18 protein-coding genes are annotated in these 22,730 nt (G+C 63.2%); 13 read left to right on the top strand and 5 right to left on the bottom strand.

What is annotated here, in order from left to right; genetic code table 11:
• Positions 1–52: 52 nt before the first annotated feature.
• Together orn and rssA are read left to right on the top strand one after the other, a co-directional pair.
• Complete coding sequence (gene orn, locus C513_RS0108730; RefSeq protein WP_018715673.1) at positions 53–673, top strand: oligoribonuclease; 621 nt, start codon at positions 53–55, stop codon at positions 671–673.
• 1 nt (position 674) lies between these two features.
• Entirely contained in the window at positions 675–1,658 is a 984-nt protein-coding gene (gene rssA / locus C513_RS0108735) for a patatin-like phospholipase RssA (RefSeq protein WP_018715674.1), read from the top strand.
• Here the strand turns inward: rssA and dnaG are convergent, their stop codons facing one another.
• Both dnaG and C513_RS0108750 read right to left on the bottom strand, forming a co-directional pair.
• Positions 1,659–3,578 carry a DNA primase gene (gene dnaG / locus C513_RS13125; RefSeq protein ID WP_018715675.1) on the bottom strand — a complete coding sequence of 640 codons (1,920 nt, stop codon included), beginning with the start codon at positions 3,576–3,578 and terminating at the stop codon, positions 1,659–1,661.
• 25 nt (positions 3,579–3,603) lie between these two features.
• Complete coding sequence (locus tag C513_RS0108750; protein WP_018715676.1) at positions 3,604–4,233, bottom strand: GntR family transcriptional regulator; 630 nt, start codon at positions 4,231–4,233, stop codon at positions 3,604–3,606.
• 324 nt (positions 4,234–4,557) lie between these two features.
• Between C513_RS0108750 and scpA the strand changes: the two genes are divergently transcribed.
• The 9 genes from scpA to C513_RS0108795 all read left to right on the top strand — a co-directional run bounded on the left by scpA (position 4,558) and on the right by C513_RS0108795 (position 15,564).
• A complete protein-coding gene (gene scpA, locus C513_RS0108755; protein ID WP_018715677.1) occupies positions 4,558–6,726 on the top strand; it encodes a methylmalonyl-CoA mutase in 2,169 nt (722 codons plus the stop codon).
• A 3-nt stretch (positions 6,727–6,729) separates the two neighbouring features.
• Entirely contained in the window at positions 6,730–7,749 is a 1,020-nt protein-coding gene (gene meaB, locus C513_RS0108760; protein ID WP_018715678.1) for a methylmalonyl Co-A mutase-associated GTPase MeaB, read from the top strand.
• Positions 7,750–7,813: 64 nt separating this feature from the next.
• Complete coding sequence (locus C513_RS0108765) at positions 7,814–9,346, top strand: acyl-CoA carboxylase subunit beta (protein ID WP_018715679.1); 1,533 nt, start codon at positions 7,814–7,816, stop codon at positions 9,344–9,346.
• Positions 9,347–9,403: 57 nt separating this feature from the next.
• Positions 9,404–11,464 carry an acetyl-CoA carboxylase biotin carboxylase subunit gene (locus tag C513_RS0108770; RefSeq protein ID WP_018715680.1) on the top strand — a complete coding sequence of 687 codons (2,061 nt, stop codon included), beginning with the start codon at positions 9,404–9,406 and terminating at the stop codon, positions 11,462–11,464.
• An 81-nt stretch (positions 11,465–11,545) separates the two neighbouring features.
• On the top strand, positions 11,546–12,184 hold the full coding sequence (pncA, locus tag C513_RS0108775) for a bifunctional nicotinamidase/pyrazinamidase (RefSeq protein ID WP_018715681.1): 639 nt from the start codon (positions 11,546–11,548) through the stop codon (positions 12,182–12,184).
• A 5-nt stretch (positions 12,185–12,189) separates the two neighbouring features.
• Positions 12,190–12,492 (top strand): DUF167 domain-containing protein, encoded by a 303-nt coding sequence (locus tag C513_RS0108780; RefSeq protein ID WP_018715682.1) that lies wholly within the window; start codon positions 12,190–12,192, stop codon positions 12,490–12,492.
• A 55-nt stretch (positions 12,493–12,547) separates the two neighbouring features.
• Positions 12,548–13,750, top strand: a complete 1,203-nt coding sequence (gene bioF, locus C513_RS0108785; RefSeq protein ID WP_018715683.1) for an 8-amino-7-oxononanoate synthase — start codon at positions 12,548–12,550, stop codon at positions 13,748–13,750.
• Entirely contained in the window at positions 13,747–15,009 is a 1,263-nt protein-coding gene (locus tag C513_RS0108790) for a cytochrome P450 (RefSeq protein ID WP_018715684.1), read from the top strand. Before bioF ends, C513_RS0108790 begins: the two co-directional genes overlap by 4 nt.
• 51 nt (positions 15,010–15,060) lie before the next feature.
• Positions 15,061–15,564 carry a VOC family protein gene (locus tag C513_RS0108795; protein WP_018715685.1) on the top strand — a complete coding sequence of 168 codons (504 nt, stop codon included), beginning with the start codon at positions 15,061–15,063 and terminating at the stop codon, positions 15,562–15,564.
• A 93-nt stretch (positions 15,565–15,657) separates the two neighbouring features.
• Here the strand turns inward: C513_RS0108795 and C513_RS0108800 are convergent, their stop codons facing one another.
• From C513_RS0108800 to C513_RS0108810, 3 genes are all read right to left on the bottom strand, one after another.
• Complete coding sequence (locus C513_RS0108800; RefSeq protein WP_018715686.1) at positions 15,658–16,362, bottom strand: RnfABCDGE type electron transport complex subunit B; 705 nt, start codon at positions 16,360–16,362, stop codon at positions 15,658–15,660.
• A 76-nt stretch (positions 16,363–16,438) separates the two neighbouring features.
• The gene (locus C513_RS13130; RefSeq protein WP_083927387.1) at positions 16,439–18,301 is read right to left on the bottom strand and encodes a polyhydroxyalkanoate depolymerase; all 1,863 of its coding nucleotides are present in this window, start codon (positions 18,299–18,301) and stop codon (positions 16,439–16,441) included.
• Between the two features lie 255 nt (positions 18,302–18,556).
• Positions 18,557–19,753: an amino acid aminotransferase gene (locus C513_RS0108810; RefSeq protein ID WP_018715688.1), complete on the bottom strand. Its 1,197-nt coding sequence runs from the start codon at positions 19,751–19,753 to the stop codon at positions 18,557–18,559.
• Between the two features lie 194 nt (positions 19,754–19,947).
• Here C513_RS0108810 and uvrB point away from each other — a divergent pair, with 194 nt between their 5' ends.
• Both uvrB and C513_RS0108820 read left to right on the top strand, forming a co-directional pair.
• The gene (uvrB, locus tag C513_RS0108815; protein ID WP_018715689.1) at positions 19,948–22,044 is read left to right on the top strand and encodes an excinuclease ABC subunit UvrB; all 2,097 of its coding nucleotides are present in this window, start codon (positions 19,948–19,950) and stop codon (positions 22,042–22,044) included.
• A 138-nt stretch (positions 22,045–22,182) separates the two neighbouring features.
• On the top strand, positions 22,183–22,722 hold the full coding sequence (locus tag C513_RS0108820; protein WP_018715690.1) for a Fe-S cluster assembly transcription factor: 540 nt from the start codon (positions 22,183–22,185) through the stop codon (positions 22,720–22,722).
• Positions 22,723–22,730: the final 8 nt, after the last annotated feature.

The following is a 22,730-nucleotide window of genomic DNA, read 5'->3' on the forward strand; positions in this document are numbered from 1 at the left end:
TTGCGCAGGCCCGACAGGCCGGAGAAGGTGCCGGATGCGAGACAATACGGTCATGAGTGAAACCCTGAACCCCGCAGCCGAAGTGGCTGCCAATCCCGTGCTGGCCAAGCACGATGACAATCTGGTCTGGCTTGATTGTGAAATGACCGGCCTCGATCCCGAGAAGGAGCGCATCATCGAAATTGCCGTGATCGTGACCAGTCCCGATCTCGCGGTGCGTGTTCCCGGCCCGGTGCTGGTCATCCACCAGAGCCAGCAGTTGCTGGATGGCATGGATGCCTGGAACAAGGGCACACATGGCCGCAGCGGCCTGATCGACAAGGTCAAGGCCAGCAGCACCACCGAAGCGGATGCCGAAGAGCAGATCCTGGCCTTTTTGCGCAAGTACGTGAGCAAGGGCAAGTCGCCCATGTGCGGCAACACCATCGGCCAGGACCGTCGTTTTCTGGTCAAGGCGATGCCCAAGCTGGAAGCCTATTTCCACTACCGCAATCTGGACGTGAGTACGCTCAAGGAACTGGCGCGTCGCTGGCGTCCGGAACTGCACGCACAATTCAAAAAGCACCAGAAGCATACCGCGCTGGCCGATGTCGAGGAGTCCATCGACGAGCTGGTCTATTACCGCGAACACTTTCTGCGCATGCCGGAAGCGGTAGCGGCTGAGCAGGCCTGAGATGCCGAAACGCAAGCCGGTGATTGGCCTGGCGCTGGGCAGCGGTTCGGCACGTGGCTGGGCGCATGTAGGGGTGCTGCGCACCTTGCTGGAAGCCGGTATCCGTCCGGATATCGTTTGCGGCTCCTCTGTCGGGGCCATCGTCGGTGCCGCCTATGCCACCGGCAAGCTGGACAGTTTCGAGGCCTGGATCCGTGGCCTGCGCATGCGCGATGTGATCTCGCTGATGGATTTTCGACTGGCCGGCGGCATGCTCAAGGGCGAAAAGCTGGTCAGCTTCTTCCGCCACCATTTCGAGGACTGCCAGATCGAGGATCTGCCGCTGCCGTTTGCTGCAGTCGCCACGGCACTGCATGGCGGCAACGAGTTGTGGTTGCGCGAAGGCTCACTGGTGGATGCGGTGCGTGCCTCTATCGCCTTGCCAGGCCTGTTCACTCCGGTCATGGTGCAGGATCGACTACTGGTTGATGGCGGTCTGGTCAATCCGGTGCCGGTCACGCTGGCACGCGCCATGGGGGCGGATATCGTGATCGCGGTTGACCTGAACCATGACATCCTGCAGCGTCATCTGCAGGAGCCCGACGAGCCGGTACAGCGTTCGCCCTGGCTGCAGTCGATCCAGAACACGCTCGGCAGCTGGCTGCCCGATAGCGTGACCGATGCCGTCAGCTCGCCGCTGCCTTCCATGCTCGAGGTGCTGGCCACCAGCATCAACATCATGCAGCAGCGCATCACGCGCAGCCGCATGGCGGGTGATCCGCCCGACATGGTGATTGCGCCCAGGCTGGCGCATCTGTCACTGATGGATTTTCACCGGGCGCAGGAGGCCATCGATATCGGCCGCCAGGCCACCGAATTCCTGTTGCCGGTCATGCAGCCCTGGGTGAATGCGCCACCGCCCGAGCCGGCCCGTGATCTGCCGGCTCGACTGCCTGGCGCATCGAATGTGCTGGCGGATGTACCGCCCGTCGTCCACAAGCCCTGATCAGTCCTGCTGCGCGGGCGGCAGGATATCGAGTGCGGTTTTCTGCTGCAGCAGGGCGCGGACGCGCGCCACATCGCCGGCGGCGGCGGCCTGCTGTGCCTGGCGGTCCAGCTCGTCGGCGTGCAGCCAGGTGACAGCAGAACGCAATTCTGCCAGCGCATCGTCCTGGCTGGGCTGCAGTCCCAGGGCCTGGTAGTTCTGCACCAGCTGCAGGGCCACATCGCCCCAGGCGACCTGCGGCAGGCTTTCCTGCAGCGTGCCCCAGGCTAGCGCGCCATGTTCCTGGTACTGGCTGTCGATCCAGCCGAACAGCGGACCGTGCGGTACCGGCAGCGCGCACAGCAGGCCTTGTAGCGCCGGTGGCAAGCGGCCCCAGAACGGCATGTGCAGCAACAGCAGGCGCAGCGCGTGGTCGGCGCGGCTGGTGGGCGGGCTGCGACGGCCCTGGGGCACGGGTGCTGGCGAAGCCGCATTTTTCCATGCCTGTCTTGCGCGTTGCGGACGCTGGCTGGAGGCCGGTCGCCATTCCGCTGCTGACGAGGCCGCATGGCCTGCTGCGTTGGTCGGCTGCCGGGGCGCAGACGTGGTCTGGGGAATCGATCCGCCCTGGGTTTGCCAGACATGCTGCAGGTCGGCGGCCGTCAGCTGCGCCTGTGCTGCCAGTTCGGCCAGCAACTGTGCCTTGAGCGCGCCATCGGGCAGGGCCTGCCAGAGCGGACGCGCCTGACTGCTCATGCGGGCGCGGCCTTCGGCGGTGCCCAGATCGCAGTCTTCGGATGCCGCCTGGACCAGGAACTGGCTCAGTGGCAGCGCCTGCTGCACCTGGACACTGAAGGCTTCCGGACCGTTGGCACGGATAAAGCTGTCCGGATCATGCTCGGGCGGCAGGAACAGGAATTTCACGCTGCGGGTATCGGTGGCATAGGGCAGGGCGGCGACCAGCGCCTTGTGCGCAGCGCGCTGACCGGCCTGGTCGCCATCAAAGCTGAACACGATCTGGTCGGTATAGCGGAACAGCTTGTGCACATGCTCGGGCGTACAGGCCGTGCCCAGCGTGGCCACGGCGTTGGCAAAGCCGAGCTGGGCCAGCGCCACCACGTCCATGTAGCCCTCGGTCACCAATGCATAACCGTGGCTGCGCAGCGCCTCGCGTGCCTCGAACAGGCCGTACAGCTCGCGTCCCTTGCTGAACACCGGGGTTTCCGGCGAGTTCAGGTACTTGGGCTTGTCGTCTCCCAGCACGCGACCGCCAAAGCCGATGCATTCGCCCTTCACATTGCGAATCGGAAACATGATGCGGTGGCGAAAGCGGTCGTAGCGCCGGTCCTGCGTGCTGTCTCCGGCCTGGTCGGCCTGGCGGATCACCAGGCCAGCCTCTTCCAGCAGCGGATCGGTGTATTCGGGAAACACGCTGGTCAGATGGTGCCAGCCAGCCGGCGCATAGCCCATGCCGAAACGCAGCGCGATGCGACCGGTCAGGCCACGCTGCTTGAGGTAGTCGATGGCGACGGGCGCATGCTTGAGCTGCTTGCGGTAATCGATGGCAGCGCGTTCCAGGACATCGGTCAGCGTGGCCTGTTTCTGCTTCCGTTCTTCCTGCTGGGCGCGCTGCTGCGGGCTGATGTTTTCTTCCGGTACCTGCAGACCGTGCTGCTGGGCCAGATCCTGCACCGCCTCGACAAAACTCATGCCGTTGTGTTCCATCAGGAAGCGGATCGCATCGCCATTCTTGCCGCAACCAAAGCAGTGGTAGAACTGCTTGGTCGGACTGACCGTGAAGGAGGGCGATTTCTCCGAGTGGAAGGGGCACAAGCCGGAGAAGTTGGCGCCGGTTTTCTTCAGCTGGACGTAGCGACCCACCACCTCGACGACGTCGACGCGTTGCAACAGATCCTGGATGAAACCCTGCGGTATGGCCATGCAGGGATTGTAGGCGCTGGGCTGCTCAGCCGGCGGCCCGCAGGCCGTTGGCGAAGTGGGTGCGCATGGCAGCACTGGCGGCGGTAGCATCACGCGCCAGCAGCGCTGCCAGAATGGCCGCGTGCTCATCGAGCGACTGCTGCACACGGCCGGTCTTGAACAGCGAGTGGTGGCGTCCGAGCTGCATCACGCCGCGCAGGTCGTTCACGATCTGCATGCGCCAGTGGTTGCGGCTGATGTCCAGCATGCGGCCATGGAACTGCTGGTTGATGGCAAAAAAGCGGTCAATCAGCAGACTGTCGTTCGGGCTGGCGGCCAGCAAGCCGGCCTGCAGCTGCAGCTGCGTGTGCAGGCCGGACAGCTCCTGCAGCTCCTCGTCAGCGGCATGCAGTGCCACATCGGCAGCGGCATCGGCTTCGAGCAGGGCCAGCAGGTGGTAGATTTCGCGCACCTCGTTTTCCGGCACTTCGGTGACATAGGCACCGCGTCGCACCCGGATCGTGACCAGGCCTTCAGCCGCCAGCACCTTGATCGCCTCGCGCATCGGCGTGCGGCTGATGCCCATTTCCTCGGCCAGCTTCTGCTCGTCGATCCAGCTGCCGGGCGGCAGTCCGCGCTGCAGGATGCGCAGGCGCAGATTGTCGGCTACATCCATGTACAGCGGACGGGCGGCTGCGAGTCCGCCGGATGGCTGTCTGGTCGAATAGGAGGATGCAAGTGCCATGGCCCGGGCCCGAACGTAAAAAAAGGGTCACAATGCGCGCATCTTACCTGCTTTGCATTCATAATTACAGTATTGCCAAATGCAACTGCTGGCAACCGATGCCTGCATGCCGGACATCTGGCAGACAGGTCCAACCTTGTTTTTTTTGCTATAACAGGGCAGGGTCCAACAGCTCGTCGAACCGCGTCACTTGGCGCGGCTTCGGCGCTTCTGCTGTAGTGGCATCTGCTCATCACCACAGAGGGACTGCAATCCATGGCAAATTCCGACAACAAGCTGAACACCGAGTTCAACCCCAGCACAATGGAAGACTGGCTGAAGGCGGCTGCCAAATCCGCCCCGGGCGGTGATGTGCAGGCCCTCGACTGGATCACGCCTGACGGCATCAGGGTCAAGCCGCTGTACACCGCAGCCGATACCGCCAGCCTGCCGTACGCCAACACGCTGCCGGGCCTGGAGCCTTTCCTGCGTGGTCCGCAGGCCACCATGTATGCCGTGCGTCCCTGGACCATCCGCCAGTACGCCGGTTTTTCCACCGCCGAAGAATCCAACGCGTTCTACCGCAAGGCCCTGGCGGCCGGTGGTCAGGGCGTGTCGGTGGCCTTTGACCTGGCCACCCACCGAGGCTACGACTCCGACCATCCGCGCGTGACCGGTGACGTCGGCAAGGCCGGCGTGGCCATCGACAGCGTCGAGGACATGAAGATCCTGTTCGACGGCATCCCGCTCGACAAGGTGTCCGTTTCCATGACCATGAACGGCGCCGTGCTGCCGGTGCTGGCAGGTTACGTGATTGCGGCAGAAGAGCAGGGCGTGTCCCAGGACAAGCTCAGCGGCACCATCCAGAACGACATCCTCAAGGAGTTCATGGTCCGCAATACCTATATCTATCCGCCGCAGCCGTCCATGCGCATCATCGGCGACATCATCGAGTACACGAGCCAGAACATGCCCAAGTTCAACTCGATCTCGATCTCCGGCTACCACATGCAGGAAGCCGGTGCCAACCAGGCGCTGGAGCTGGCCTTCACGCTGGCCGACGGCAAGGAATACGTCAAGACCGCCCTGGCCAAGGGCATGGACGTGGACGCCTTCGCCGGCCGCCTGTCCTTCTTCTGGGCCATCGGCATGAACTTCTACCTGGAAATTGCCAAGATGCGTGCCGCCCGCCTGCTGTGGTGCCGCATCATGAAGGAGTTCGAGCCCAGGAACCCCAAGTCCCTGATGCTGCGCACGCACTGCCAGACTTCCGGCTGGTCGCTCACCGAGCAGGATCCGTACAACAACGTGGTGCGTACCACTATCGAGGCCATGGCAGCCGTGTTCGGCGGCACCCAGTCGCTGCACACCAACGCGCTGGATGAGGCGATCGCGCTGCCGACCGAATTCTCGGCCCGCATTGCGCGCAACACGCAGCTGATCATCCAGGAAGAAACCCACATCACCAACGTGATCGACCCCTGGGCCGGTTCCTACATGATGGAAAAGCTGACCCAGGAAATGGCCGATGCCGCCTGGAAGATCATCGAGGAAGTGGACGCCATGGGCGGCATGACCAAGGCCGTGGACAGCGGCTGGGCCAAGCTCAAGATCGAGGCAGCCGCGGCCGAGAAGCAGGCCCGCATCGATTCCGGCAAGGATGTCATCGTTGGCGTCAACAAGTACAAGCTGGCCAAGGAAGACCCGGTCGAGATCCTGGAAGTGGACAACGTCAAGGTGCGCGAATCGCAGATTGCCCGCATCAACCAGATCAAGGCCAAGCGCGACAACGCTGCCGTGCAGGCGGCGCTGGATGCCCTGACTGCTGCTGCCGAATCCGGCGAAGGCAACCTGCTGGACCTGGCCATCAAGGCATCGCGTCTGCGTGCCACCGGTGGCGAGATTTCCGACGCGCTTGAAAAAGCATTTGGCCGCCATCGTGCGGATACGCAAAAGGTGACTGGTGTGTACGCTGCTGCTTATGACTCGGCCGAAGGCTGGGAAAAACTCAAGGAAGAAATCAGCCAGTTCGCCGAACAGCAGGGTCGCCGCCCGCGCGTGATGGTGGCCAAGCTGGGCCAGGACGGTCACGACCGCGGTGCCAAGGTGGTATCCACCGCCTTCGCCGACCTGGGCTTTGACGTCGACATCGGCCCGTTGTTCCAGACCCCCGAAGAATGCGCCCGCCAGGCTGTCGAGAACGACGTGCACGCGATCGGCATTTCCACGCTGGCGGCCGGCCACAAGACGCTGGTGCCGGCCATCGTCAAGGAGCTGAAGGCACAGGGTGCCGACGACATCGTGGTGTTTGTGGGCGGCGTGATTCCGCGTCAGGACTACGACTTCCTGTACGAAGCCGGTGTCAAGGGCATCTATGGTCCGGGTACGCCGATTCCGGTCAGCGCCAAGGACGTGCTGGAACAGATCAAGGCAAGCCTGTCCTGATCCATGTTGCCAGCAGTTCCCGACATCCAGCAAGCCATTCTGCACGGTGACGCGTCGCGTCGCCGTCGTGGCATTGCCAAGGCCATCACGCTGCTCGAATCCACCCGCGCCGATCACCGTGCGCTGGCCGATGAGTTGCTGACGGCCCTGTTGCCGCATACCGGCAAGGCGCTGCGCCTGGGCCTGAGTGGCGTGCCGGGCGTGGGCAAGTCGACCTTTGTCGAGACGCTCGGCCTGCACCTGACCGGGCGCGGGCTCAAGGTGGCCGTGCTGGCCATCGATCCGTCCTCCAGCGTTTCCGGCGGCTCCATCCTGGGTGACAAGACCCGCATGGAGCGCCTGAGCCGCGAACCCAATGCCTATATCCGCCCAAGCCCGAGCAGCTGCAACCTGGGAGGTGTCGCCGAGAAGACGCGCGAAGCCATGCTGGTGTGCGAGGCGGCCGGCTATGATGTGGTCATCATCGAGACCGTTGGTGTCGGCCAGTCCGAAACCGCCGTGCATGACATGGCCGACATGTTCGTGCTGCTGCAGTTGCCCAACGCCGGTGACGATCTGCAGGCGATCAAGAAGGGCGTGATGGAGATGGCCGATCTGGTCGTGATCAACAAGGCCGATATCGATCCGGTGGCAGCCACGCGTGCCCAGGCCCAGATTACTTCCAGCCTGCGCCTGCTCGGCTTCCATGGCCGCCATGACGACAGCGCTGCCCCGCAGTGGCAACCGCGCGTGCTGCAGATCAGTGCGCTGGAAGGCACCGGCGTGGAAGATTTCTGGGCTGCCGTCGAGGAATTCCGCAACATCAATACCGGCAATGGCAAGCTGGCGCAGCGTCGTCAGCAGCAGTCGCAGGCCTGGATGTGGGAACGCATCGATGCCGGCCTGAAGGATGCCTTCCGCACCCACGCTGGCGTGTCCGGACAATTGCCGGAGTTGACGCAGCGTGTCCAGCAGGGCACCTTGGCCGCATCGACCGCAGCGCGTCAGCTGCTGCAGCTGTTCCAGTCTGCAGTGCAACCCTGAATCGTCACGGGTTTTCCGTTTTGTACCTGTTTCAATCTTTCAATTTCAAACCAAAGGATCCGAGATGAAGGAAATTCTTGACCAACTTGAACAGAAGCGCGAAGCCGCCCGACTGGGTGGCGGCCAGCGTCGTATCGATGCGCAGCACGGCAAGGGCAAGCTCACGGCGCGTGAGCGTATCGAGGTCCTGCTCGACGCCGGTACGTTCGAGGAATGGGACATGTTCGTGGAGCACCGCTGCACCGACTTCGGCATGGAACAAAGCCACATTCCGGGCGATGGCGTGGTGATCGGCTACGGCACCATCAACAACCGCCTGGTGTTCGTGTTCAGCCAGGACTTCACCGTCTTCGGTGGTGCCCTGTCCGAAGCCCACGCAGAAAAGATCTGCAAGCTGATGGACCAGGCGATGAAGGTCGGCGCGCCGGTGATCGGCCTGAACGATTCCGGCGGCGCGCGCATCCAGGAAGGCGTGGCCTCCCTGGCTGGCTACGCCGAGGTGTTCCAGCGCAACGTGATGGCGTCCGGCGTGGTGCCGCAGATCTCCATGATCATGGGCCCCTGTGCCGGTGGTGCCGTCTACTCTCCGGCCATGACCGACTTCATCTTCATGGTCAAGGACAGCTCCTACATGTTCGTGACCGGCCCGGAAGTGGTGAAGACCGTGACGCACGAATCCGTGACGGCAGAAGAGCTGGGCGGTGCCATTACCCACACCAGCCGCAGCGGTGTGGCCGATCTGGCCTTCGAGAACGACGTGGAAGCGCTGCTGATGCTGCGTCGCCTGTACAACTACATCCCGTCCAACAACCGCGAAAAGGCACCGTACCGCCCGACGCTGGATCCGGTCGATCGTGCCGACCTGAGCCTGGACACGCTGGTGCCGGACAACCCGAACAAGCCTTACGACATGAAGGAGTTGATCGTCAAGACCGTGGACGATGGCGAATTCTTCGAGCTGCAGCCTGACTATGCCGCCAACATCGTGATCGGTTTTGCCCGCATGGACGGCAACGTGGTCGGTATCGTGGCCAACCAGCCGCTGGTGCTGGCCGGCTGCCTGGACATCAAGTCCTCCATCAAGGCAGCCCGTTTCGTGCGCTTTTGCGATGCCTTCAACATCCCGGTGGTCACCTTCGTGGACGTGCCTGGTTTCATGCCCGGTACCAGCCAGGAATACGGCGGCATCATCAAGCATGGTGCCAAGCTGCTGTACGCCTACGCCGAGTGCACGGTGCCGAAGATCACCATCATCACGCGCAAGGCCTACGGCGGTGCGTATGACGTGATGAGCTCCAAGCACCTGCGTGGTGACGTCAACCTGGCCTGGCCGAATGCCGAAATCGCGGTGATGGGTGCCAAGGGCGCGGTGGAGATCATCTTCCGTGAAGACAAGAATGATCCGGAAAAGCTGGCTGCCCGCGAAGCCGAATACAAGTCCCGTTTCGCCAACCCGTTCGTGGCCGGTGCCCGTGGCTTCATCGACGACGTGATCCAGCCGCACGAGACGCGCAAGCGCATCTGCCGCAGCCTGGCCATGCTGAAGGACAAGAAGCTGGAAAACCCGTGGCGCAAGCACGGCAACATCCCGCTGTAATCCGCGTTCCTTTTCCACAAGCATCCAGACCAGAATACCGATTAGGAGAACCGTTTCATGTTCACCAAGATTTTGATTGCGAACCGCGGCGAAATCGCCTGCCGCGTGATCGCCACTGCCAAGAAAATGGGCATCCAGACCGTGGCGGTCTATTCCGACGCCGACAAGGACGCGCGCTTTGTGCAGCTGGCCGACGAGGCCGTGCGCCTGGGCCCGCCGCCTTCCCGCGAGTCCTACCTGCTGGGCGACAAGATCATCGAAGTGGCCAAGCAGACTGGCGCACAGGCGATCCATCCCGGCTACGGCTTCCTGAGCGAGAACGAGGAATTCTGCCGCAAGGTCGAGGAAAACGGCATTGCCTTCATTGGCCCCAAGCACCAGGCGATTGCCGCCATGGGCGACAAGATCGCTTCCAAGAAGCTGGCCAACGAAGCCAAGGTCAACACCATTCCCGGCTACAACGACCCGATCGATACACCCGAGCAGGCGGTGGAAATCGCCAAGGGCATCGGCTATCCGGTGATGATCAAGGCTTCCGCCGGCGGCGGTGGCAAGGGTCTGCGTGTGGCCTTCAACGACAAGGAAGCGCATGAAGGCTTTGCTTCCTGCCGCAACGAAGCCCGCAACAGCTTCGGCGACGACCGCGTCTTCATCGAGAAGTTCGTCGAGCAGCCGCGCCACATCGAGATCCAGGTACTGGGCGATGCGCACGGCAACGTGATCTACCTGAACGAGCGCGAGTGCTCGATCCAGCGTCGTCACCAGAAGGTGATCGAGGAAGCACCGTCTCCCTTCATCAGCGATGAAACCCGCAAGGCCATGGGCGAACAGGCCGTGGCCCTGGCCAAGGCGGTGAACTACCAGTCTGCCGGTACGGTGGAATTCGTGGTGGGCAAGAACCAGGACTTCTACTTCCTGGAAATGAACACCCGCCTGCAGGTGGAGCATCCGGTGACCGAGTGCATCACCGGTCTGGACCTGGTGGAGCAGATGATTCGCGTCGCCGCTGGCGAAAAGCTGACCCTCCAGCAGTCTGACGTGAAGAAGGAAGGCTGGGCGATCGAGTGCCGTATCAACGCCGAAGATCCGTTCCGCAACTTCCTGCCTTCCACCGGTCGTCTGGTGCGCTTCCAGCCGCCGGAGCAGAACCTGTTCCAGGGCGAAGCCAGCACCGATTACGGTGTGCGCGTCGACACCGGTGTGGTGGATGGTGGCGAAATTTCCATGTTCTACGACTCCATGATCGCCAAGCTGATCGTGCACGGCAAGGATCGCAACGACGCCATCGCGCGCATGCGTGAAGCCCTGAACGGTTTCGTGATCAAGGGCGTGCAGAGCAACATCCCGTTCCAGGCCGCGCTGCTGGCGCATCCCAAGTTCATCTCCGGTGATTTCAATACCGGCTTCATCGCCGAGAACTACGCCGATGGCTTCCGCGCCGAAGACGTGCCGCACAGCGATCCGTACTTCCTGATGGCCCTGGCAGCGCGCCTGAACATGTACTACCGCAACCGTGCACAGGATCTGCAGGGCAAGTTCTGGGAAGGCTACAAGCGCCTGCCCAAGCGCGAGTTCACCGTCTGCGCCCTGGGCAAGGAAGGCAACAACATCTATGTCAATGCCGAACTGAGCGCCACCGCACCGGGCGAATCCACCGTGGTGACGCTGCAGACGCCCGAAGGCGAGCGCCATTACGACATGCTGATCGACCAATTCCTGGGTGATGCCCGCATCACCGGTACCTGCAACGGCGAAGAGTTCACCGTGCAGATGGAACGTGGCCGCGCCAAGAATCCGCTGGCGATCCGCGTGATCCACAACGGCAGCCAGGTCGATGCCATCGTGATGCATCCGCGCACGGCCGAGCTGCACAAGCTGATGCCCTACAAGGCACCGCCGGACATGAGCAAGTTCGTGCTGTCCCCGATGCCGGGCCTGCTGACGCAGGTGGCCGTGGAGCCTGGCCAGAAGGTGCAGGCCGGCGAGCGCGTTGCCGTGATCGAGGCCATGAAGATGGAAAACATCCTGTTCGCTACGGCCGATGGCGTGGTGAAGGAAGTGCTGGCACAGCCGGGCGAGAGCCTGGCGGTCGATCAGGCCATCGTGGCGTTCGAGTAAGCTGCGCGGTAGTGACCGTGCACTGAACGCCGGACCGCCCATGTGCGAGCATGGGCGGTTTTTTTCCAGAAGGAGAGTGTGTTGTTGCAAGATGCCAGCCAGGCGCTGATCGTGATCGATGTCCAGTACGGCTTCATGCCAGGCGGTGGTTTGCCCGTGGCGGATGGCGATGCCGTGGTGCCGGTGATCAACCGCATCGCGCCGCTGTTTGCCAATGCCGTGTTGACGCAGGATTGGCACCCGGCCGACCATGTCTCGTTTGCGCGCAACCATGCAGGCATGCAGCCTTACCAGACGCTGACGCTGCCTTATGGCGAGCAGGTGCTGTGGCCGATGCACTGTGTGCAGGGTACGCCCGATGCCGCCTTGCACGCCGACCTGCAGGTGCCGCAAGCGCAACTCATCATCCGCAAGGGCTTTCACCGCGACGTGGACAGCTACTCGGCCTTTGTCGAGGCCGACCGCCAGACCACCACCGGGCTGGAGGCCTATCTGAAGGCGCGTGGTATCCGCTCGCTTTACCTGTGCGGGCTGGCCACCGATTACTGCGTGGCCTGGAGTGCGCTCGATGCACGGGCTGCGGGTTTCGAGGTCACGGTGGTCGAAGATGCCTGCCGTGGCATTGATCTGGAAGGTTCGCTGGCACGTGCCTGGGAGCAGATGGCTGCAGCTGGCGTGCAGCGTGTGCAGTCGGCCGAACTGCTGGCCACAGCCGCCTGAAGCCCATGACAAGCCATGTCCTGAAACTGGCCATTCATGCCACGCCGGGGGCCAAGCGTACCGAGGCGGCCGGCCTGCATGGCGATGCCTTGCGCGTGCGCCTGGGCGCCGCGCCGGTGGATGGCAAGGCCAACGAGGCCCTGATTGCCTGGGCAGCCAGCACGTTTGGCGTACCGAAAAAACAGGTCGAGCTGCTGCATGGGGCTGCCGGCAGACAAAAGGTGCTGGCCGTGCAGCTGGCCGATGCGGCCGCACTGGCTGCCGCGCAGGCACTGCTGCAACAGTTGCGTGGCGAGGCCGCGACATGAACGTACAGACCACCATGGCTTTCTGCCGAATCCACAGCGGCACCTGGAGTTGCCCATGCTGATCACCCGATTGCAACAGGAGCTGGCCGCGCTGGAGCAGGCCGGCCTGCGTCGTCGCCGCCGTGTCGTGACCGGGCCTTGCGGCCCGTTGCAGCAGCTGGCCGGCGCAGAGCAGCCCCGGCTGTCCTTCTGCAGCAACGACTATCTGGGCCTGGCCGGGCATCCGGCGCTGGCCGAGGCCCTGGCCGAAGGGGCGCAGCGCTGGGGCGTGGGCAGCGGTGCCTCGCATCTGGTCAGCGGTCACAGCCAGGTGCATGAAGATGTGGAGCAGGGCTTTGCACGCTGGCAGTCGGCCCACATTCCGCAAGCGGCGGGGCTGCTGTTCTGCAGCGGCTTCATGGCCAATATGGCGCTGATGACGGCGCTGGGTGATGGCCAGACCACGATTTTTTCCGACAAGCTCAACCATGCCTCGCTGATCGATGGCGCACGTCTGGCCGATGCCGACGTACGTCGCTACATGCATGGTGACCTGGCACAACTGGAACGGTTGCTGCAGCGCTGCAACACGCCGCAGCGCCTGATTGTTACCGATGCCGTGTTCAGCATGGACGGTGATCTGGCCGACCTGCCGGCGCTGCTGCGCATGGCCGAACAGTATGATGCCTGGCTGGTGGTGGACGATGCCCACGGGCTGGGCGTGCTGGGCGCGCACGGTCATGGCAGTCTGGAACATTTCGGCCTGCACAGCGAGCGCCTGGTCTGGATGGGCACGCTGGGCAAGGCCATGGGCGTGTCCGGCGCCGTGGTGGTGGCGCATGCCACCATCATCGACTGGCTGGTGCAGCGCGCACGTCCCTATATCTACACCACCGGCATGTCGCCGGCGCTGGCGCAGGCCTTGCTCGCTTCCATGGAACTGGTAGAGTCGCAAGAGGGCGCAGCACGTCGCCAGCACTTGCAGCAACTGATTGCGCGCTTGCGCGCAGGGTTGTCGGCCCTGGTGCAGCAACACCCGCACTGGAGCCTGCCCGATTCCGTCACGGCCATCCAGCCGCTGGTGGTGGGCAGCAACGAAGATGCCTTGCGTCTGTCGGCAACGCTGGAGCAGAGCGGCGTCTGGGTGCCAGCCATCCGCCCGCCCACCGTGCCGGCCGGCACGGCGCGGCTGCGCTTTACGCTCAGTGCCGCACACACACAGGCCCAGCTGGATCAGCTGCTGGCCGTACTGGATACGCTGGAGAAGATCACGTCATGAACGCACCGGAGACCCTCGTCCTCGCGGACGGACACGCAAGGGACAAGCCGCTGGCCAGTCCGTTGTCGCCGGATTTTGCCGACAACCCGTATGCCACTTATGCGCGCTGGCGTGCCGAAGGTCCGCTGTTGTGGAGCGATGCCTTTTTTGGCGGCGCCTGGCTGCTGACGCGCCATGCCGATGTCGAATCGGCGCTGCGCGATGTGCGCCTGTCGGCGCAGCGTACCGGCGGCTGGGTGATGGATGTGGCCGAAGGCGATCGCGCCGGCCTCACGCCGTTCCAGCGCCTGTTCACGCGTGCCTTGCTGTTTCTGGACGCCCCCGAACATACGCGCCTGCGCCAGGTGCTGATGCCGGCATTCCGGCCGCAGCGCCTGCAGGCCCTGCAGCCGGAGATCGAACAGTTTGCTGCCGAACTGGTGCAGGGCATCGCTCCCGGCGAAGACTTCGATTTCATGGAGCGCATCGCGCGCCCGCTGCCGGTGCGCGTGATTGCGCGCCTGATGGGTGTCGACCTGTCGCTGGAAACCGATTTCATGCGCTGGGCCGATGACATCGCCGCCTTTATCGGTGCCGTGCGCCCGAGCCCGGAGCAGACGCGCCTGGCACAGCGCAGCACGCTGGAGATGGCTGACTATTTCGAGCGCGACCTGCTGCCGCGCCGTCGCCGCGATCCGCAGGATGATCTGGTCACCGAGCTGGTGCAGGCGCGTGACGATGGTCGTATCAGCTCCGATGCCGAGTTGCTGGCGCAGTGCGCCATGTTGCTGTTTGCCGGTTACGAGACCACGCGCAACCTGCTCGGCAATGGCATGCTAGTGCTGATGCAGCATCGCGCGCAGTGGGAGTTGCTGTGCCGCCAGCCGGAGCTGGTGCCGGGATCGATCCGTGAGCTGCTGCGTTTTGACAGCCCGGTGCAATGGACCGGCCGCCGCGTGGCGCGCAGCTTGACGCTGCATGGCCAGCCGCTGCGCCGTGGCGAACTGGTGCTGCCGATGATTGGCTGCGCCAACCACGATCCAGACCGCCATGCCGATCCGGAAACGCTGGATGTGCAGCGCGACAACCCCGGTGCGCTGTCGTTTGGCAGCGGCCCGCATGTCTGCATTGGCGCCGCCCTGACCCAGCTGGAGGCGCAAACGCTGTTTGCGCAACTGGTGTTGCGGCTACCAGGCCTGCAACTGGCCGGAGCCGTGGAACGCAACGGCAATCCGGTTTATCGTGGCATTTTGCGCCTGCCGATGCGGGCTGCGACCTGACTCGTCTTCCCTCATTTTCAACTGCATACAGAACCAACCAAGGAGAATCGCATGACTGAAACCGTTATCGCCAAAGGCAGCCCGCGTCCGTTCAAGGTGCTGGGCATCCAGCAGATCGCCATTGGCGGCCCGAGCAAGGAGCGCCTGCAGACCCTGTGGGTCGACATGTTCGGCCTGGAAAAGACCGGCACCTTCCAGAGTGAGCGCGAAAACGTGGACGAAGACATCTGCGCCATCGGCAGCGGCCCGTTCAAGGTCGAGGTGGATCTGATGCAGCCGATGGACCCCGAGAAAAAGCCGGCGGTGCACACCACGCCGCTCAACCACATCGGCCTGTGGATCGATGATCTGCCGCTGGCCGTGGAATGGCTGACGGCACAGGGCGTGCGTTTTGCCCCGGGCGGCATCCGCAAGGGCGCTGCCGGTTTCGACATCACCTTCATTCACCCCAAGGGCAATGACGAGCTGCCGATTGGGGGCGAGGGCGTGCTGATCGAATTGGTACAGGCACCGCAGGAAGTGATCGACGCCTTTGCCAAACTGGCGGGCCAGTAAGTCATGCGTCATGCCTGCCGTGCGACGGCAGGCAGCTGATAGCAGACAGGCGACCGGGCTAACGGTCGCCTGTTGTCGTTTGGGGCAGGGCGTTCAGTCCTGGCGGCGTGCGCGCGCCTTGGCCAGTGCGGCTTCGATGATGGCGCGTTTCTTGTCGAGCACGGCGGGATCGGTGTACAGGCTCTGCTCCTGCAGGTGTTCCAGCTTGTGCTGAGCCTTGGCTTCAAGCCGGGCGGCCTGGTCGCGCTCGGCGCGCTGCTGCTGGAACTGGTGAAAGGTGTAGCGCTGCAGGGCCTGCGCTGCCAGTGCAGGTGACCAGGCATTCCAGCCGGTACGTTCGCCACTGATAGGCTCCATGGCGATGCAGTCCACCGGACAGGCGATGGCGCACAGGTCGCAGCCGGTACACAACGCTTCCACCACGGTATGCATGCGCTTGTTGCTGCCCAGAATCGCATCGGTCGGGCAGGCCTTGATGCACAGCGTGCAGCCGATGCACCAGGCTTCGTCGATCACGGCCACTGTCATCGGGCCTTCCTGGCCAAATTCGGGATTCAGCGTGGCAGGCACATGGGCAGGCTCCAGGGCGATGACTGCTGCAATCCTGTGCATGCCCTCTGTTCCACCGGGCGGGCACTGGTCGATACCGGCTGCACCCGTTGCGATCGCTTCGGCATAGCCGGCGCAATCCGGGTAGCCGCAGCGCTGGCATTGCGTCTGCGGCAGGATGCGGTGGATGGCCTCGGCACGGGTATCGTGCAGGGCCGGAGGAGTGACAGCAAGATTCCGGGAAGTCATGGCAGCGTGAACACGGGGGCAGAAACAGCACAGCCCGGCAGGGCCGGGCTGGCGTGTCAGTCTGCAGTATAGGTGATCAGGACTGCTTGGGGGCGCTGGCGCTCTGGGCTGCGTTTGGCTGCCCCTCTGTTTCCGGGGTGCGCCAGGCGGTAGCCGGGCGGCTGGCTTCGGCTTCCGGCTGGGCGGGTGCCGCAGTTGGTGTTGCGGTTTCGGCCTTGGCAGGAGCCGCAGCCGGTGCCGGAGCAGCTGTTGCTGCTACGGTGGCAGGCTTGGCGGCTACTGCTGCGGCAGGCACGCTGGTGGCCTTCGGGGCAACGTCCGGCTTGCTTTCGACCGCTGGCTTGTTGGTGGCGGTGGCAGCGGGCTTGCTTGCGGCCTTGGGGGCAGCGGCAGGCTTGGCAGCCGCGGCGGGTTTTGCGGCAGCAGCCTTGCTGGTACTGGTCGTCTTGCGCGCGGTAGCCGGCTTGGCGCGGCTGGCGGCCGGCTTGCGGGCAGCCGGAGCGGCCTTCACGGCGCTGTCGGCAGCGACAGTGGCCGCTGCCTTGGCTGCGACAGGTTTGTCTTCCACCGGCTGGTAGTTGGTTCCCAGCTGCAGCTGTTCGTACAGGTCTTCGCGGTTTTCCAGTGCTTCCATCAGGGCCTGGGACGCGGCACGGCGCTTGGTGGTGACGATGCCGGTGTGGTGATTGGCGATGAAGTCGCGCAGGATCGGGTAGACCACTTCGCGCCAGCGGCGGCCGCTGAAGATACCGTAGTGACCGGCACCCATGACTTCGTAGTACTGCTTTTCGCTGTCGGGCACGCTGCTGCACAGGTCCAGCGAGGCCTGGGTCTGACCCAGACCGGCAATGTCGTCCAGCTCGCCTTCAATGGCCAGCACGGCCGTCTTGGTAATGTCTTGCGGGCGCACCAGCTCGGGCTTGCCTTCGGGGTTGCGGACTTCCCAGGTGCCGTTGGGCAGGGAGTAGTCCTGGAACACGGTCTTGATGGTGTCCAGATAGAACTCGGCATCCATGTCGAGTACGGCGTTGTACTCGTCGTAGAACTTGCGGTGGGAATCCGTGCTGCCACCGTCACCACGCACCAGATCCTTGAAGTAGTCGTAGTAGCTGGTGGCGTGGCGGTTGGGGTTCATGGCCACGAAACCGGCATACTGCAGGAAACCGGGGTAGACGCGGCGACCGGCACCGGGGTAGTTGTTCGGCACGCGGTGGATCACATTGGTCTCGAACCATTGCAGGCTGCGCTTCACGGCCAGATCGTTGACGGCGGTGGGCGACCTGGAGGCATCGATCGGGCCGCCCATCATGGTCATGGAAGCCGGTGTCTGCTCGCCGCGCGAGGCCATCAGGGAGACGGCCGCCATCACCGGAACGGTCGGCTGGCAGACGCTGACCACATGCACTTCGCCGTTGTTTTCCTGCAGGTAGCGGATGAACTCCTGCACGTAGTTGACGTAGTCGTCGAGGCTGAAAGTGCCTTCGGACAGCGGTACTTCACGCGCATTTTTCCAGTCGGTGATGTAGACCTTGTGGTCACGCAGCAGGGTGCGCACGGTGTCGCGCAGCAGCGTCGAGTAATGGCCGGACAGCGGGGCCACCACCAGCACGACCGGCGAGCGCAGCAGGGTTTCCAGTGTCTTGGTGTCGTCGGCATAGCGCTTGAAACGCAGCAGGTTGCAGAACGGCTTGCTGATTTCGACGCGTTCGTGGATGGTGACGCTGACGCCATCGACCGGCACCGAAGTGATGCCGAACTCGGGCTTTTCGTAATCCTTTGCCAGACGGTGCAGCAGGTTGTAGCCGGCTGCCATGCGGTTGGCCATGGGCGCGTGGCTCATGGGAGCCAGCGGATTGGTGAACAGACGCGATGCCACGAGCGCGAGCTCGGCAAACGGTTCCATCAGCGTGCGCTGGGCTTCGTAAATCTGGTAGAGCATGATGATTCCCTGTTTCTTTTTGCTGCGGTGCAACAATCTTAGCAGTTTATGGTGACTGCTTCAACGAACAAACGGTCGTTCTAAATATCGACAACAAGCCATTTTGCGCCTGTCATAACCCATGGAGATAAGGATATTCCCTAGAGAAGACGGCTCCATGACGGCAGGCGGCGGGATGGGCAGCCTGCTGCATGCCTGTTGCGTGCATGCAAAAAAGCCACTCGGAGAGAGTGGCTTTTCGGGATGATGCGGCGATCAGATCACCTGGGCGATGCTTTTGCAGACATGGGCGATGTTCTGGCTGTTGAGCGCCGCCACGCACATGCGACCGGTATCGGTGCCGTAGACACCAAACTCGTTGCGCAGACGCACCATCTGGTCCTTGTTCAGGCCGGAGTAGCTGAACATGCCAACCTGGGTGGTGATGAAGGACATGTCCTGCTGCACGCCGGCAGCCTTCAGGCCGTCCACCAGCGCCTGGCGCATCTGCTTGATGCGCACGCGCATTTCGCCCAGTTCCTTTTCCCACAGGGCGCGCAATTCGGGATCATTCAGCACGATGGCGACCACGCTGCCGCCATGCGTGGGCGGGTTGCTGTAGTTGGTGCGGATCACGATCTTGAGTTGGCTCATGACGCGGGCGGCTTCTTCCTTGTTGGCGCTGACCACGCTCAGGGCACCGACGCGCTCACCGTACAGGCTGAAGCTCTTGCTGAAGGAGGTGGAGACAAAGAATTGCAGACCGGCTGCCACGAACTTGCCGATCACGGCGCCATCTTCGGCGATGCCGGCACCAAAACCCTGGTAGGCCATGTCCAGAAAGGCCACCAGGCCTTTTGCCTTGACCACTTCGACCACCTGATCCCACTGTTCGGCTGTCAGATCGTAGCCGGTGGGGTTGTGGCAGCAGGCGTGCAGCACCACGATGGTGCCGGCGGGTGCCGCATTCAGGCTGGCCAGCATGCCGTCGAAGTGGATGCCGCGCTTGTCGGCATCGTAGTAGGCGTAGGTGCCGACCTGGAAGCCGGCGTTGGTGAACAGGGCGCGGTGGTTTTCCCAGCTCGGGTCGCTGATCAGCACCTGCGCATCGGGGCTGATCTTCTTGAGAAAGTCGGCACCGATCTTCAGGCCGCCGGTACCCCCCAGCGCTTGCACGGTGGAGACGCGATCGCTTTGCACGACTTCGCTGTCGGCACCAAAGACCAGACCCTTGACGGCGCTGTCATAGGCCGCCAGACCGTCGATCGGCAGGTAGCCTCGTGCGGCCTTTTTTTCCATCAGGCGCTGTTCGGCGATCTGCACGCACTGCAGCAGCGGCAGCTTGCCGTTGTCGTCAAAGTACACGCCCACGCCCAGGTTGGTTTTGCTGGGATTGGTGTCGGCGGCAAATTGTTCGTTCAGGCCCAGGATCGGATCGCGCGGGGCCATTTCGACGGCGGAAAAAAGGGACATGGTTTACCTCTGGTGGATGATAGGTGCCCGTGGTGTGTGGGCGAATCGGGTGTGCAGGGCAGGCCGTTTCAGCCTGCGGCAGACACAACATTACATTGTAGGGCGTGGCGACTGCATGGGAATGAATTTCTTTGTGTCACCAGTGCCGGGCAGACATGCTTTACATTGCGGATTTCGCCCCCATGTGAAGCCCCATGCCTGTTACTCCCAAACCCGATCTGCCCGTCGCCAATACGGCACCAGCGCCCCAGGGCAGCTTTGTGTCCTATCCCGGTTCCCCGTTCCAGCTGTTCCAGCCGTATCCGCCGGCAGGTGACCAGCCCACGGCGATTGCCGGTCTGGTGGACGGGATACGGGATGGCGAGGCCTACCAGACGCTGCTGGGCGTGACCGGTTCCGGCAAGACCTACACCATGGCCAACGTGATTGCCCGGCTCGGGCGGCCGGCCATCATCTTTGCGCCGAACAAGACCCTGGCGGCGCAGCTGTACAGCGAATTCCGCGAGTTTTTCCCGAAGAACGCGGTCGAGTATTTCGTCAGCTACTACGACTACTACCAGCCCGAGGCCTATGTGCCGCAGCGTGACCTGTTCATCGAGAAGGACAGCGCCATCAACGAGCATATCGAACAGATGCGACTCAGCTGCACCAAGAGCCTGCTGGAACGGCGTGATGTGGTCATCGTGGCCACGGTATCGGCCATTTACGGTATCGGCAAGCCGGAAAGCTACCACCGCATGATCATGACGCTGCGCGAGGGCGATACCTACAGCCAGCGCGAGGTGATTGCACAACTGGTACGCATGCAATACACGCGCAACGAGATGGAATTCACGCGTGGCAAATTCCGGGTACGCGGCGACACCATCGATGTGTTTCCGGCGGAGCACAGCGAGCTGGCATTGCGCATCGAGCTGTTCGATGACGAGATCGAGACGCTGCAGCTGTTCGATCCGCTCACCGGCAAGGTGCGTCAGCGCCTGCCACGCTTTACCGTCTACCCGAGCAGCCACTATGTGACGCCGCGCGAGCAGGTGCTGGCGGCCGTGGAAACGATCAAGGAAGAACTGAGGGAGCGCCTCGCCTTTTTTTACGAAGAGGGCAAGCTGGTGGAAGCGCAGCGGCTGGAGCAGCGCACCCGCTTTGACCTGGAAATGCTGTCCGAAGTGGGGCACTGCAAGGGCATCGAGAACTACTCGCGTCACCTGGCCGGCACCGCGCCGGGCGAAGCGCCGTCCACGCTGACCGATTACCTGCCGCCCGATAGCCTGATGTTCCTGGACGAGAGCCACAACATGATCGGTCAGCTGGGCGGCATGTACAACGGTGACCGCTCGCGCAAGCAGACGCTGGTCGATTACGGCTTTCGCCTGCCCAGTGCGCTGGACAACCGGCCGCTCAAGTTCGAGGAGTTCGAGCGCAAGATGCGCCAGGTGGTGTTTGTCTCCGCCACGCCGGCCGATTACGAAAAAACCCATTCCGGCCAGGTGGTGGAGCAGGTGGTGCGCCCGACTGGCCTGGTGGACCCGGAAGTGGAAGTGCGGCCCGCCATGCACCAGGTGGACGATGTGCTGCAGGAAATCCGGCTGCGCGTGGAGCAGGGCGATCGTGTGCTGATCACCACGCTGACCAAGCGCATGGCCGAGCAGCTCACCGACTACCTGGCCGAAAACGGCGTGCGTGTGCGCTACCTGCACAGCGATATCGATACGGTGGAGCGCGTCGAGATCCTGCGCGACCTGCGGCTGGGCGAGTTCGATGTGCTGGTCGGCATCAACCTGCTGCGCGAGGGCCTGGATATTCCCGAAGTGTCGCTGGTGGCGATTCTGGATGCCGACAAGGAGGGTTTTCTGCGCTCGGAGCGCAGCCTGATCCAGACCATTGGCCGTGCTGCGCGCAACGTCAACGGCAAGGCGATCCTGTATGCCGATCGGATGACCGACAGCATGCGGCGCGCCATGTCGGAAACCGAACGTCGTCGCCAGAAGCAGTTGGCACACAACGCCGAGCACGGCATTACGCCGCGCAGCGTGGTGAAGAAGGTGCGAGACCTGATCGATGGTGTCTACAGCGAAAAGGCGAGCAAGGCAGCCCAGCAGCAGGAGCTGCAGCGCGCCTACGTCGAGGATGTCAGCGAGAAGGACTTGTCCCGGGAAATCAAGCGTCTGGAGAAACAGATGCTGGAACACGCGAAGAATCTGGAGTTCGAGCAGGCTGCGCGTACGCGCGATCAGCTGGCGGCACTGCGCGAGCGGGTGCTGGGAGGCGCGGCGCACGACAGCGTCATTTGATTTTTTTATGGATTGAATTGACGCTTTCCATCCCTTTGTCCTAGTGGGATGTATGGTTATCTGCTATACTCGACACAATTACTCGGGATATGGGTTGTTCCGTATCCCTCCAAGGAACGATTGACGAGGTACCAGACCATGCGACTCACGACCAAGGGACGCTTTGCCGTCACTGCCATGATCGACCTGGCGTTGCGCCAGTCCAGCGGCCCGGTGACGCTGGCGGCGATCAGCCAGCGCCAGCAGATTTCGCTGTCCTATCTGGAACAGCTGTTCGGCAAGCTGCGTCGCCACGAGCTGGTGGAATCCACCCGTGGCCCGGGCGGCGGCTATTCGCTGGCGCGCAAGGCGCAGGACATCACGGTGGCCGACATCGTGGTGTCGGTTGACGAACAGCTTGATGCCACCAGCTGCGGCGGCAAGTCCAATTGCCGTGGTGAACACAGCGGCCCGTGCATGACGCACGACCTGTGGACCAGCCTGAACGAGCGCATGCTCGATTTCCTCCGCTCGGTCAACCTGCAAAAGCTGGTGGACGAGCAGATTGCCAAGGGTGTGCAGGTCGAGGACAAGCCGATCATCAAGCGTGCAATTTCCAGCACGCCGGTGATCAAGCCGCTGCGTGTCAATGCGCCCAACTCGGTGTTCGCCCTGGGCACCACCCCGATTTCCAAGTGACCCCATTC

This window comes from Allobrachymonas chironomi DSM 19884 (assembly GCF_000374625.1).
Taxonomy (GTDB): domain Bacteria; phylum Pseudomonadota; class Gammaproteobacteria; order Burkholderiales; family Burkholderiaceae_C; genus Brachymonas; species Brachymonas chironomi.

Bases quoted from the DNA above. Each gene is read 5' to 3' on its own strand.
- orn (WP_018715673.1), top strand. From the start codon at position 53: ATGAGTGAAACCCTGAACCCCGCAGCCGAAGTGGCTGCCAATCCCGTG.
- rssA (WP_018715674.1), top strand. From the start codon at position 675: ATGCCGAAACGCAAGCCGGTGATTGGCCTGGCGCTGGGCAGCGGTTCG.
- dnaG (WP_018715675.1), bottom strand. From the start codon at position 3,578: ATGGCCATACCGCAGGGTTTCATCCAGGATCTGTTGCAACGCGTCGAC.
- C513_RS0108750 (WP_018715676.1), bottom strand. From the start codon at position 4,233: ATGGATGTAGCCGACAATCTGCGCCTGCGCATCCTGCAGCGCGGACTG.
- scpA (WP_018715677.1), top strand. From the start codon at position 4,558: ATGGCAAATTCCGACAACAAGCTGAACACCGAGTTCAACCCCAGCACA.
- meaB (WP_018715678.1), top strand. From the start codon at position 6,730: ATGTTGCCAGCAGTTCCCGACATCCAGCAAGCCATTCTGCACGGTGAC.
- C513_RS0108765 (WP_018715679.1), top strand. From the start codon at position 7,814: ATGAAGGAAATTCTTGACCAACTTGAACAGAAGCGCGAAGCCGCCCGA.
- C513_RS0108770 (WP_018715680.1), top strand. From the start codon at position 9,404: ATGTTCACCAAGATTTTGATTGCGAACCGCGGCGAAATCGCCTGCCGC.
- C513_RS0108780 (WP_018715682.1), top strand. From the start codon at position 12,190: ATGACAAGCCATGTCCTGAAACTGGCCATTCATGCCACGCCGGGGGCC.
- bioF (WP_018715683.1), top strand. From the start codon at position 12,548: ATGCTGATCACCCGATTGCAACAGGAGCTGGCCGCGCTGGAGCAGGCC.
- C513_RS0108790 (WP_018715684.1), top strand. From the start codon at position 13,747: ATGAACGCACCGGAGACCCTCGTCCTCGCGGACGGACACGCAAGGGAC.
- C513_RS0108795 (WP_018715685.1), top strand. From the start codon at position 15,061: ATGACTGAAACCGTTATCGCCAAAGGCAGCCCGCGTCCGTTCAAGGTG.
- C513_RS0108800 (WP_018715686.1), bottom strand. From the start codon at position 16,362: ATGACTTCCCGGAATCTTGCTGTCACTCCTCCGGCCCTGCACGATACC.
- C513_RS13130 (WP_083927387.1), bottom strand. From the start codon at position 18,301: ATGCTCTACCAGATTTACGAAGCCCAGCGCACGCTGATGGAACCGTTT.
- C513_RS0108810 (WP_018715688.1), bottom strand. From the start codon at position 19,753: ATGTCCCTTTTTTCCGCCGTCGAAATGGCCCCGCGCGATCCGATCCTG.
- uvrB (WP_018715689.1), top strand. From the start codon at position 19,948: ATGCCTGTTACTCCCAAACCCGATCTGCCCGTCGCCAATACGGCACCA.
- C513_RS0108820 (WP_018715690.1), top strand. From the start codon at position 22,183: ATGCGACTCACGACCAAGGGACGCTTTGCCGTCACTGCCATGATCGAC.